At 67.6% G+C, this 12930-nt stretch carries 8 protein-coding genes; 1 reads left to right on the forward strand and 7 read right to left on the reverse strand.

Annotated elements, in window-relative coordinates:
• The first annotated feature begins 55 nt into the window (after positions 1-55).
• Positions 56-2752: a glycoside hydrolase family 97 N-terminal domain-containing protein gene (locus AC1C2W_RS13400; RefSeq protein ID WP_495413343.1), complete on the forward strand. Its 2697-nt coding sequence runs from the start codon at positions 56-58 to the stop codon at positions 2750-2752.
• Here AC1C2W_RS13400 and AC1C2W_RS13405 read toward each other — a convergent pair.
• The 7 genes from AC1C2W_RS13405 to AC1C2W_RS13435 all read right to left on the reverse strand — a co-directional run bounded on the left by AC1C2W_RS13405 (position 2743) and on the right by AC1C2W_RS13435 (position 12882).
• Positions 2743-3570, reverse strand: coding sequence for a hypothetical protein (locus tag AC1C2W_RS13405; RefSeq protein ID WP_495413344.1), 828 nt, complete (start codon positions 3568-3570; stop codon positions 2743-2745). The genes AC1C2W_RS13400 and AC1C2W_RS13405 overlap by 10 nt on opposite strands.
• A gap of 546 nt (positions 3571-4116) precedes the next feature.
• On the reverse strand, positions 4117-4653 hold the full coding sequence (locus AC1C2W_RS13410; protein WP_495413345.1) for a hypothetical protein: 537 nt from the start codon (positions 4651-4653) through the stop codon (positions 4117-4119).
• Positions 4650-5168 carry a hypothetical protein gene (locus AC1C2W_RS13415; RefSeq protein WP_495413346.1) on the reverse strand — a complete coding sequence of 173 codons (519 nt, stop codon included), beginning with the start codon at positions 5166-5168 and terminating at the stop codon, positions 4650-4652. Before AC1C2W_RS13415 ends, AC1C2W_RS13410 begins: the two co-directional genes overlap by 4 nt.
• Positions 5156-6190, reverse strand: coding sequence for a nucleotidyltransferase domain-containing protein (locus AC1C2W_RS13420; protein WP_495413347.1), 1035 nt, complete (start codon positions 6188-6190; stop codon positions 5156-5158). The genes AC1C2W_RS13415 and AC1C2W_RS13420 overlap by 13 nt, the downstream gene beginning before the upstream one ends.
• Before the next feature lie 350 nt (positions 6191-6540).
• Positions 6541-9534, reverse strand: coding sequence for a type I restriction endonuclease subunit R (locus AC1C2W_RS13425; RefSeq protein ID WP_495413348.1), 2994 nt, complete (start codon positions 9532-9534; stop codon positions 6541-6543).
• Positions 9531-10916 carry a restriction endonuclease subunit S gene (locus tag AC1C2W_RS13430; protein ID WP_495413349.1) on the reverse strand — a complete coding sequence of 462 codons (1386 nt, stop codon included), beginning with the start codon at positions 10914-10916 and terminating at the stop codon, positions 9531-9533. Before AC1C2W_RS13430 ends, AC1C2W_RS13425 begins: the two co-directional genes overlap by 4 nt.
• A complete protein-coding gene (locus AC1C2W_RS13435; protein WP_495413350.1) occupies positions 10909-12882 on the reverse strand; it encodes a type I restriction-modification system subunit M in 1974 nt (657 codons plus the stop codon). The genes AC1C2W_RS13430 and AC1C2W_RS13435 overlap by 8 nt, the downstream gene beginning before the upstream one ends.
• Between the last annotated feature and the right edge of the window lie 48 nt (positions 12883-12930).

The following is a 12930-nucleotide window of genomic DNA, read 5'->3' on the forward strand; positions in this document are numbered from 1 at the left end:
GGCTCTCGGCAGTGGTTCGACGACGAGCCGCGCGACTCGACGACGAGGAGTGGCGATGACCGACCGGCCGGCAGCACGCAGGGGGCACCGCACGCCACGGACCCTGGTGGCACCGGCGACGGCGGTCGCCGTCGCCCTGGGCGTCGCCACCGCCGGGCCGGGAGCCGCGGCCGGGTCGGGCGCCGACGCCACCCGGTGGCGCGTCGACTCGCCGTCGGGCTCCGTCGCCGCGGAGGTCACGCTCGTCGACGGGGCGCTCGACCTGGGCGTGCGCCGCGACGGCCGGCAGGTCCTGTACGTAGGGTCGCTCGGGGTAGTGACCGACGTCGCGGACCTGTCGGCCGGGCTCGACGTCGTGGCGGCCGAGCGCGACGTCGTCCGGGAGAGCTACACGATGACGACAGGCAAGCAGCGGGAGCGCTCCGTGCGGCAGGACGAGCTCCGGCTGCGCGTGGCGGGCGCCGACGGACGGTTCGACGTCGTGATCCGGGTGGCCGACGACGGCGTCGCGTTCCGGTATGAGCTCCCGCGCTCCCTCGGCGACGAGTACCAGGTGCTCTCCGAGCCGGCGCGCCTCGCGCTGCCCGCCGAGGCGGACGCCTGGCTCCAGCCGTATGCGCCGCAGTACGAGAACGCGCACGTCACGACGACGGCGGCCGACGCCGAGCCCGGGACCTACGGGTTCCCCGCGACGTTCCGCCACGGCGACGACTACGTGCTGCTCACGGAGTCCGACGTCACCGGGACGTACGCCGGGTCCCACCTCACGCACGCGGCCGCGGGCGCGCCCGACTACGGCCTCGAGCTGTACGAGGGCGACCCCGTCGCGGCCGCGGGCGGGCTCCGCACGCCGTGGCGCGTCGCCGTCACCGGCTCGGCCGCAGACATGGTCGAGTCCACGCTGGTGGACGACCTGGCCGGCCCGAGCAAGGTCCGCGACACGTCGTGGATCGAGCCGGGCATGGCGGCATGGTCGTGGATCACCGGCGGCTCGACGACCGCCCAGGGCGACCTCACGTTCCAGAAGCGGTTCGTCGACCTCGCCGCGCGCAACGGCTGGAAGTACTCCCTGATCGACGAGGGCTGGCAGGGGTCCTGGGTGCCGGAGCTCGTGCGCTACGCCCAGGCCCGCGACGTCGAGATCCTCGCGTGGTTCCACTCCGACCGCCTCCAGACGCGGGCCCAGCGCGACGAATGGTTCGACAAGCTCCAGGACTGGGGCGTCAAGGGCATCAAGGTCGACTTCATGGACTCCGACAGCCAGGCCACGTTCCGGTGGTACGACGACGTCCTGGCCGAGACCGCCGAGCGGCACCTGCTCGTGAACTTCCACGGCTCGACGATCCCCAAGGGCCTGCAGCGCACCTGGCCGCACGTCATGTCGTACGAGGGGGTGCGGGGCGAGGAGCAGTACAAGGACGAGGCGTGGCCGGTCAACAACACGATCCTGCCGTTCACCCGCAACGTCGTGGGGTCGATGGACTACACGCCCGCCATGTTCTCCAAGATCTCGAGGACGTCGAAGGCGCACGAGCTGGCCCTGCCCGTGGTCTACGAGTCGGGGCTGCAGCACGTGGTCGACAGCCCCGAGGGGTACGCGGCCGAGCCGGTGGCGCAGACCTTCCTCCAGCATGTGCCGACGGTGTGGGACGAGACCCGCTTCGTGGCCGGGGAGCCCGGCTCCTCCGCGGTGATCGCGCGCCTGGCGGGCGGGAGCTGGTTCGTCGGCGGGATCACCTCCGGCGGGCCGGCGAGCGTCGACGTGCCGCTGACGATGCTGGGCAAGGGCGCATGGCTGGTGCACCAGATCACCGACGACGGCGGCGAGCTCGTCGAGCAGGTCACGACCCGCACGTCCTCCGACGTCCTGACCGTGCCGACGGCCCAGGCGGGCGAGTTCGTCCTCATGGCCTGCCGGGCCACGGCGGGTCGCAACTCGTGCTACCAGGCCGTGCCCGCGACCCCGCGGACCCAGGTGCTGGTCGACGCCGACGACGGCACCGTGGAAGCCGGCGACCGCGTCACGGTCCAGGGGATCTTCGCGGTGCGCCAGGGCGGCCCGGTGCGGGACCTGACGCTCGACGTCGAGCTGCCGCGGTCGTGGAAGCTCGTCTCCGGTGAACCCGTGACGCGGGGCCGGCTCGCGGACGGCAAGACGGTCACCGGGACCTGGACGGTGCAGGTGGGCCGCGACGGGCCGGTCGGCGCCGTCGACCTGCCGGTTGTCGGCACCTACGCCACGCGCGACGGCCGGACGATCCGCTCGGGCGACGCCGCGCGGCTCGACGTCCTGCCGCCGGCGCCGCAGGGCGACGCCTGGGTCTCGGACCTGCCGTTCCTCGAGGCGACGACGGGCTACGGCGACGTCACCCGGAACGTCGACCTCAACGGCGGCCCCATCGACGTGGGCGGACAGCAGCTCGAGCGCGGCATCGTCGCACACGCCCCCGCCAACGTCTCCGTGCGGCTGGGCGGGCAGTGCAGCACGTTCACCGCGACCCCCGGCCTCGAGCCCGGCGGGGACCACCCCGAGGAGGGCAGCGTGACGTTCACCGTCGTCGGCGACGGCGTGCCGCTGGCGACGGTCGGCACCGACGCCGAGCCCGTGACCGTGGAGACCGTGCCGGAGCCGCTCACCGTCGACGTCACCGGTGTCGAGACCCTGTCGCTGCAGGTCGGCGACGGCGGCGACGGCAAGAACAACGACCACGCCGCGTGGGGGGACGCCCGGCTCACCTGCACTCAGGGCTGACGCGGTCGTCGGAGCTCGCGAGAGGAGCGACGGCAGGCCATCGTGGCTCGGGCCCCGCGCAGACCGTAGGCGGCGACGACCGCGAGCGACCCGAGGACGAGCGCCACCACGACCGCCTCGAGCGCGGCCCAGGAGCCGTCGAGCGCCTGGAGGACCAGCGTCGCACCTGCGGTGGCGACGAACACCCACGCCTCTTCGGGGACCTTGCGACGGCTCGCCCGCGCGCCGAGATGGACGCAGATCCCGGCCAGGGCGGTCAGCGCGACCCCGCTCAGTGCGTAGAGGTAGGCGGGGACCGCGGAGTGGTCGCCGCCGACGATCCCGAAGGCGTCGGCCAGGCCCATCCCGACGCCGAACGATCCCCCGAAGTACGCCGGCGCGCCGAGGGCGAGCACCGCCAGCTGCAGCTGCAGCGTCGTGCCGGGCAGGACGGCGTGACGGAGCCCGGCCGCGCTCACCGCGACCGACGCGCTGATTCCGAGCAGCGCTGAAACCAGGAGAAAGACGAGCTGGCCGGTCATCGAGGTGCCGTCGGCCTCGAGCCCGGCGACGACCTCCGCGTAGGTCAGGCCCGGCATCGCCGCCAGAGGCTCGAGCACCAGGACCGTCACGACCATGACGGTGGCGTAGCTGGCCACCAGCACCGGCCCCAGCAGGACCACCCACACTCCCCACCTGGACGCGTCGCCGTGCGGAGCCCGGGGCTCCGGCAACGGCTCCAGCACGGCGGGTGGGAGCCGATGGCTCAGCTGTCGCTGCTCGGTTGACCCGTGCCGCGTGCTCGGCGCCATCTCCACCCCCGTCGTCGCGTGCATCACCTGCCGTGAGAGTAGAGGCGGGCCAGGACCTCGGCCGGAGAACCGGAACAAGATCACCCCCGTCTCTACCGGATGCTCACTCCCGCGGCGTCGGGTGGGGCTTCGATTCGAGGTCACGCAAATCCGGAAAGAGCAGAGGCCCGGAGCCCGCGGAGTTCCGTGGACCCGAGCCCTTGGCCGGTCGGCGTAGTGCCAACCGATACGTCGGTGTCGATCAGAAGTTGATCGTGTGGTCCGAGGTCCCAGGATCGTTGAAGTTCCGCGGTATCTGCACTCGATCCGAGCGGCCGTGCAACTCGCGTGCCACTCGAAACGGGTGTGCGGACACGCTGCGACATGTGTCCCGTCAAGCGTACGGCAGCGCCCGTGCCGCACCTTTCTGACCCTCCCAACGGGGCGCCCGTCAAGACCACGACTCAGCACGAGCACTCCCCGGTGCATCCGACTCAGCAAGTCCACCGACCCGGAGCCGAGCTACCGTTCGCGTGGCATCGGACCGCCCGAACTGACCAGACAACGACGTTGCGATGTCGCCGCCACCCTCGGTCACCCTCGCCATCGGGCAAGCATCGGGTGCTTCATCACGTTGATGACTCGAGTCCGGGCCGCGGATGAACCGGTCCGTGCAAACCCGGTCCCGCGCGGCACATCACCGTCTCGCTTGATCGGCCTAGAGCGCCATGCGGCGGTCATTTGAACACCGGCTTCCTCACGTGCGGCCGCAACGTAGGCGTCGTACGCCTCGTGTACACCCCTCGGTGCGTGGAGGCGCAGGAGGCCGCAGTAGTAGTTGAGACGGGACTGAACCTCGCTGATGTGTCGCACGAGTCCATGACGGGTTGCCGCGGAACCGTCGTGGCGCGTGACGAGGTACGGCGCTTCGAGGTAGTCCTCGACGGCACGGAGCGCCTCGGCATAGACGGTGTGCCGGCGCTCCCTTCGTGCGATCCATTGCTGTACGAAGTAGCCGCCGACGGCGACGAGGACGGCAACGACTGCCGCAGCGACGGCCCCGATGATGACCGCCCAATCGCTGGCGCTCCATCCGAGGGCCGACCATGTTGCTGACGTCTCGGAGCTCATGCGGCCCCGCGATTCGGGAGTCCATGGGGTGCCTCATCGAGCACCCACTCCCCGCACGTCGCGGCCCCCGTCGCTCGCCAGTGCAGCTCCGCGAATAGGTGCTCGGCAACAAGGTCCAGAAGCACATGCAGCCCAAGCTCGCTGCGCCAGCGGCGATCCGCCGGGTCTCCGGGAAACCACAGACACAACGAATCATCTCCGTTCCGATGGGGGGACAAGGCTCCCGGATCCGCATAGACGATCGGCATGTCGCGCGCAGGCAAACCGAAGTGCCGGTCGAGGCGCCGAGCGTGGAACACGATCTCGGCCGGAACAGAATCGGGCCGACCGGCGACCTCGAGCGTCTGCAGCCGGTAGATCAGCCTGCCGTCATCAACGGACCTCCGGAGATCGTTACCGTGGCGCCGCCGCACCGCCGCCTCGAGCGGCAGACGCCACGCGGGGTCCCGCCCGTACCAGGTCCACTCAGGCGGGGCCCGGTAAGGGACGGGAACGCCGTGGGTCACCTTGTCCACGACCACGACCGCACCGGCGGCGCTGCTCCCACGAGCGCCGGCCCCGTGCGGGTGCTCTGCGTGCGGCGCCGGAGGCGCTCCGCTTCCTGGAGCCGGACGGACTCGTCGGACGGGGCGGGCAGCATCTCCGGGTCGTTGAACACGTCGGCCAGCTTCGCGTGGGCGAGGACCGGCCACCCGGCCTGTTCGAGCTTCTGTGCCTCAATGAGCTTGTCGGCCGCGACACGCAGCCGCCGGACTGCGTCGCCCTTTGCGTTCGCAGGCTTGATGTCCGGCCCCACGTTGGCTGGGTCCGGGGTGGGGCCGGCGTTGATCTGCCTGGCCGCGTACTCGAACCAGTCGATGAGCCCCGGGAGGATGCGGCCGGACTCGGTGAGGCACCCGAGGGCGAGGACCTTGATGTGCCACGTGCACACGGCGGGCTCGGACCAGTTGCGGTTCCAGTGCTTGAGCAGGCGCACGGCACGTGCGAACCGGACCTTCGACGACTTGATCGCGTCGCGGACGAGCACGGTGTGCTTCTCAGGGTGCGACCGGTCCCAGGAGTCGTACCGGGGGATGTACAGGCCGCCGCCGTACGGGTTGTCGAGCGCGATGATGATGTCGGCGGTGAAGTCGTCCCAGCCGTCGCGCACCGGGTCGTTGAACCGCACCAGGATGGAGCGCTTACGGCCCTCGACCTCTACCCGCAGGTCGCCGAACTCGGCCTTCAGCTCCCGCCTCACCGCGGTGGCCGCGCGGTCCTGGAGCGAGCGCGGGCCTCGCTTGCCGGGACCGTACTCATGGTCCGGGTCCGGGACCACGACCCCCAGGTCGACGTCGGTCAGAGGCGTCAGGGCGTCGCCGTGGGCGACCGATCCGTTGAAGTAGACCCGAGAGCCGGGGAACTCCTTGACCAGTGCAGCCCGGATCGCGCTCCGCCGCCGCTTCGCCTCGTCGAGCTCCTCGGGGGCGACCTGGATGCGTCGACGCGCCTCTTCGAGCAGTTGCTCGAGTGTCGGGTAGGTGTTGCTGAGGGCCATGTGGCCACCTCGCATTCGTGTTTGCGACACGGCCAGGGACCCGTTCTGCGGGTTCCCGATGTTGTGCGAGGATTGAGCCGAAGTTCGGCAAGAACTCGGACGACCCTCGCCCCGTGTCTGGGGCAGGTATTCGGTTGTCACGCTCGGGCCCGGTGTTCCCGCACCGGGCCCGACGCGTCTCTCCGAGTGGCGAACCACACGGCTGTACTTTGATCATAGGCGCTGCCGCCGACACCGTGATGACCACGCGTCAGTTCCACAGGACGATCCGGCAGCCGACTAACTGTCCCGAGCGCCTGACCTGCGTGAACGACTCCTCGCACCACGGTGACACGATCACCGACGAGGCTCTACGACGCCTTCTTCTCGTAGGTCGAGCGGAACACCGCGTCGGTCAGCCAGGACTTGAAGTCCGGGTTGTCGACGAACTGCTTGAAGAGTTGGGTCTCGTCGCGGAGCATGCCCTGCATGACCTTGGCCAGGGCAGCGGCCATGGCGAGCTTGGCGTTGTCGGCGTCGTTGTTCGCGCGGGCGTTGGCGTAGTCCTGGTCGGCGAGGACCCGCTCGGGGATCTCGGTGGTGATCCGATCCCGGATGCGGTCGGCGTCGTCCCAGTTGATGTTGCCGAACAGGTCGTTGAACTGGTTGAGAATCTCCGACAGCCGCTCGAGCTCGGGGTCGATCCCACGCCCCCCGCCGCCGGTCGGGACCGGCTCGAGCTCCCCTTCGGCGTCGGCGAGCGCGATCGAGACCTCCTCGCGCTTTTCGATGCGGTAGGAGTCCATGTCGATGGTCTCGAGGATCCCGGCAGACAGGTCGGTCTCCTCCGGAGCGGGCAGCTTGGGGATCAGCAGGCCGAGGAAGATCGACAGCTTCTCCCAGCCGACGTTGCTGAACGGCAGGACGAGGGAGAGGAACGAGTACGTCCGTGCGAAGGCCTTGGCCTGGCTCTTGAACTCGATCTGCTCGTCCTCGTCGAGCTGCTCCACGTACTCCGCGGCGCAGTGGTCGAGGATCGGGTCAAGCTGAGACCGGTCGACGGTCTCATCGAGGAAGAGCGCGACGAACCGGTCGACGTCCTCGTCGGAGTAGACGCCGGCGCGAGCGAGAGCGCCCTGCAGGTCGTGCAGCTTGTCCGGGTCGGTCTCACCGGCCAGGACCGTGGTGCGGTAGTACGGCTCGAACGCGGCGCGGATCTCGTCGGCGGTGTTGGCGAAGTCGAGCACCGCGGTGTCGGTCTTGCCGGGCCGGGCACGGTTGAGCCGCGACAGTGTCTGCACGGCGAGCACGCTCGACAGCGGCTTGTCGACGTACATGGTGTGCAGCAGCGGCTCGTCGTACCCGGTCTGGTACTTGTCGGCTACGACGAGGATCCGGTACGGGTCCTCCTGGATCCGGTCGGGGATCTCCTTGCCGGGGAAGCCGTTGTAGTCGGCCTCGGTGACCTTCTTGCCGTCGCCCTCGAAGTCGGAGAACGCCACGATCGCCTTGTACGGGCTGCCACGTTCGACGAGGTAGTCGCGGATGGCCTCGTAGTAGTCGATCGCACGGGCGATCGTCTTGGTCACGACCATCGCGCGGGCCTTGCCGCCGATCTTGTGCTTGCCGATCACCTGGGTGTGAAAGTGGTCGACCATGATCTCGGCCTTCTTGCGGATCGCGGTCTCGTGCCCCTCGACGTAGGCGCGCAGCTTATTCGAGGCCCTCGACGCGTCGAACTCCGGGTCGTCCTCGACGGTCTTGACAAGCTTGTAGTAGCTGTCGACCGGCACGTACCCCTGCAGGACGTCGAGGATGAATCCCTCCTGGATCGCCTGCTTCATCGTGTACGAGTGGAACGGACGCTTGCCCACCTCGCCGGGAACCGGCTCACCGAAGAGCTCGAGCGTCTTGTTCTTCGGGGTCGCGGTGAACGCGAAGTAGGAGGCGTTGGCCGGCAGTTTCTTCTGCTCGACCATCCGCAGCAGCATGTCCTCGGCCGACTCCTCACCCCCCTGAGCGCCCTCGGCGGACAGGGACCCGGAGAGCGCGGCCGCGGCCTTTCCCGTCTGGGAGGAGTGGGCCTCGTCGATGATGACGGCGAACTTCCGCCCGCGATGCTCGGTGCCCAGGCTCCCGACGATGTACGGGAACTTCTGGACCGTCGTGATGATGATCCGCTTGCCGGCCTCGATCGCGTTCTTCAGGTCGCTGGAATGCTCGGCGTGCGCGACCGTCGACCCGACCTGCGTGAAGGACTTGATCGTCTCCTTGATCTGACCGTCCAGCACGCGCCGGTCGGTCACGACCAGCACCGAGTCGACGGCGTTCGCCCCGTCGTGCTTGGCCTCGATGAGCTGGTGGGCCAGCCACGCGATGGAGTTCGATTTGCCCGACCCGGCCGAGTGCTGGATCAGGTACCGGCGACCGACACCGTTCGCCTCGACGTCCGCGAGCAGGCGACGCACGACGTCGATCTGGTGGTAGCGCGGGTAGATCGTCCTCTGGGACTTCTTGCCCGTCTTGGCGTCCTTGGTCGTGGTGACCTGGGCGTAGTTCTCGATGATGTCGGCCAGCGACGACGGGGCGAGGATCTGCCGCCACAGGTAGTCCGTCATCAGCCCGCCGGGATTCGGCGGGTTGCCCGCACCGTCCTGATACCCCTTGTCGAAGGGCAGGAACCAGGACTTAGGGCCGGCGAGCTCGGCGCAGAATTTCACGCGCTTGTCGTCGACCGCGAAGTGCGCCAGGCACCGAGCCGGCTGGAACAGCAGCTCCTTCGGGTTGCGGTCGACTTGGTACTGCGCGACGGCGTCTGCGACGGTCTGCTTGGTGATGTAGTTCTTCAGCTCGAATGTCGCGATGGGCAGGCCGTTGACGAACGCGATCATGTCGAGTGACTTGCCTGCGTCCACCGGCGAGTAGTGGACCTGCCGAGTCACGACCCACCGGTTCGCGGCGTGCTGAGCCTCGGCCATCGCGTTCCCGGGCGTCGAGATCGGGTAGTAGAAGTTGATGTGCGGCACGGCGCCGTGGCCGAAGCCACGACGCAGCACCTGCACCACACCGTTCTTGGTGATCTCGCCCTGGAGCTTGGCAAGGAACTTCGTGCGCGCGGGGGACTCCGTCGCCCAGTCCTCACCAAGCCCGACCGCCTCAGCAACGGCCGGCTGAGTCTCCTGAAGGAAGACGGTGAGCTGGTGCAGGTCGAGCCCATATCCGGTCGCGAACGACACGTCGACCTGCCGGTCAGAATCGACCACGGCGAGCGCGGGGGCGATGATCCCCTGCCTCCAACCGACGTCGACCATCTGCTTGACGACGAGGGCTTCCAGGCTCTCCTCGTTCATCAGCGCTCCGCTCATTCGTCCTCCAGGTCGGCCCCATCGGCCGTCTCATCATCTTCTGCATCAACAGCACCCACCGACGCGGCGAACACGTCCGCGAGGTCGATCGACGGCAGCCTGGCCGCGATCGAGCGCACATCGACATGGCCCGTCACGACGTCGGCCGTCAGGCGAGTCCGGAATTCCTCGAGTAGGGCAATCTCACGAGCGACAACGTGAGCGCCTGTGTCAATCCGCTTGGTGGCCGAGGAGATTACGTCAACGATCTCCTGCTGCTCCGACTGTGGCGGGACCGGCATTTTCATCCCCATCAAGGTGGTGGTGTACAGCGGGCTCATACCTTCGCCTACACCGCGTGCATTGACTCGAAGGCCATCTGCGAACACCGGGTCGAGGAACAGGTACTCGAAGTAGTCGCGGTTGACGAGGCCTGTCGGCTCCAGAACTGTGTAGTTCCGAGTGACGAGTCCCGGCTCTCTACACCAACGGAAGAGACCCATGTGAGCGCGGTACTTGTTGAGCACGAAGTCGCCCCAATGGCACTGCTGCAGGTTCTTCGCACCCTCCGCCGCCTGGGTCCCTGACCCCTCGGCTCCACTGCGTATCAGTCCCGCCGAGCGAGTCAGCGAGAGTTGAGGAAGTTCCGGGTCCAGCACGGGACGCGTGACTGGCTTAAGCAAGTAGCGCGCGGCAAGAAGGTCCCAGTGAGCCGGAATCTCGCCTATCCACCGAGTATTGGTCTCGACGAGATTGACGTCCCGATCCGCACCTCGCATGACCACCTGATTAACAACTGCACGCTTCTGCTCATCCAACAACGAGATGAGTTGACGCTTGGTTGCTATCGCCTTGTTGATGCGCTGGTGGGCGTGGGCGAGGTACGTGACGATCGCCTGCTGCTCATCTGCTGGAGGTACAGGCACCGCTGCCAGGCGGAGCGACGGCCAGTGAACAGTTCGTTGAATGTCGCCGACGCCCTTTGAGGCCTTCACATACTGGTTCACCATCACAGTCGAATCCAGCAGGAATCCTCCGTATCCGGCCGTCAATGAATCCGCCAGCGCGCAAACCAGATACGCGGGGCTCACAATGCCGCGCAGCCCTGACACGCCGACAGATCCGCGCCAGGCCTGCTGATTGTTCATGACGAAGTCGCCAGGCTCAACCAGTTGATACGACGACAGATCTTCGCTGGGAGCGTGAACACGCTTCGCCCCTTCACTGTAAGGAATGACTCCGCGACCCAGGTAGACAGAGAGCAGCGGCACGTCGGAGTGCCCGGTGACCTTGCGCATACGTGCAATACGACCAAATCGGAAAACGCGCCAGTGCGATGGGAGCGTCAGATCCAGTGCGTCCACCCTTGAGTTGCGGCTGTAGGTCGTCAGCTCGTCAAACATGAGCGATCTCCGCGATGAGGGTGTCGGACTCGGCTTCGAGGGCGCGGATGTCGGCGCGGATCTCGTCGAGTGTGCGCAGGGGCGCGGGCTTGTAGAAGTGCTTGGTGAAGCTGATCTCGTAGCCGACCTTCGTCTTCGTCTCGTCAACCCACGCGTCGGGGGTGTAGGGGAGCACTTCGCGGCGGATGAACGCCTCGACGCCGTCGCGCCAATCGCCGGCGGGTTCGAGCAAGGGGATCTGCTCCGTGTCACGCAGCGCCGTGTCGGGCAGGTAGGAGACGACGGCCGGCTTGCCGCGGAACGTCACCTCGTACCGTCCCAGAAGAGAATCAGCCTCGACACCCTTGGGGTAGACCTTGGTGACGAGGGGCGCTGCGCTGGCGTCGAGCTTGGCGATCCCGGCCTCGATCAGCTTCTTGACGGCGGCCGCCGAATAGATCGTGTCGGGGTCGATGCCCGTGAGCCGCAGCGGGCGCTCCACGGTGACTTTGGAGTACCCGAACTCGGCGTTGACGAAGATCTTGGATCGGTCGCCGTCGCCGTCGGACTCTTCGAAGTCGTTGAACGATTGCATGATCCGCTCGACGTCGTCGACCCCGAGCTCGCGGTTCTTGTTGCCGAGGTTCTTGCGCAGCGGCGTGTACCACTCGGTCGCGTCGATGAGCTGAACCTTGCCCTTGCGGCGCTCGGGCTTGCAGTTGGTCAGCACCCAGACGTAGGTCGCAATGCCGGTGTTGTAGAACATGTTGAGCGGCAGGGCGATGATCGCTTCGACCCAGTCGTTCTCGATGATGTAGCGGCGGATGTTCGACTCACCCTGGCCGGCGTCGCCAGTGAAGAGCGAGGAACCGTTGTGGACCTCGGCGATGCGGCTGCCGAGTGGGGTGTTCTTCTTCATCTTCGAGACCATGTTGGCCAGGAAGAGCATCTGTCCGTCGCTGGACCGGGTGATGAGGCTGAACTCGGAGTCGCCATCATGGTCGACGACGAAGCGCGGGTCGATGATCTCCTTCTTGCCGCCCATGCGCTGCTGGTCGGTGGCCCAGCTCTTGCCGTAGGGCGGGTTGGAGAGCATGAAGTCGAAGGTCTTGCCCTGATAGGCGTCGTTCGACAGCGTCGAGTACTCCGGGCCGCCGACGAGGCCGTCGGCGTTGGAACCCTCGCCCTTGAGGAGGAGGTCGGCGACGGCGATCGCGTAGGTCTCGGCGTTGATCTCCTGGCCGAACAGGTTGGTGACGACCCGCTTGCCCCGCTTGGCGGCAAGATCCTGGAGGGTCTCCTCGGCGACGGTGAGCATGCCACCGGTGCCCATCGCGCCGTCGTACAGGGTGTACGTGCCGTCCGGGAGGCGGTCGGCGGCGGGGTCGAAGATGAGCCGGGTCATCAGGCGCACCGCGTCGCGCGGGGTCCAGTGCTCGCCGGCCTCCTCGTTGTTCGCCTCGTTGAAGCGGCGCACGAGTTCCTCGAAGACCGTGCCCATGGCGTGGTTGTCCAGGCCCTCGGGGCTCAGGTCGATAGCTGGGTCGAGGAACTTCTCGATCAGCGCGCCGAGGGCGTCTGCCCTGGCCAGCTTGGGGATCTGCTGGCGCACCTCGAAGTTCTCGATGATGTTCTGCACATTGGGGCTGAACCCATTGAGGTACGCCTCGAAGTCCTGCTGCAGGCGGGCCTGGGAGGACCGGCCTCGCAGCTCACGCAGCGTGAACGGCGAGCTGTTCCAGAACGCCTGGCCGGCGGCTTCGCGCAGGGACTGGTCCTGGTCGATGATCTCGGCGTCGTCGAGCATCTTCTTCATGTCGAGGACCTGCTGCTTGGTCGGCTCGAGCACAGCGTCCAGGCGGCGCAGCACGGTGAAGGGCAGGATGACGTCGCGGTACTTGCCGCGGACGTACAGGTCGCGCAGGACGTCGTCGGCGATACCCCAGATGAACGAGGCGATCTTCTGGACATTGGCGGCGGGGCTCATGAGTTTCCTTAGTCGTTACGGGTCTTGGAAGTAAGTGTGCTGGTCAGG

The organism is Isoptericola sp. Y581, from assembly GCF_059445475.1.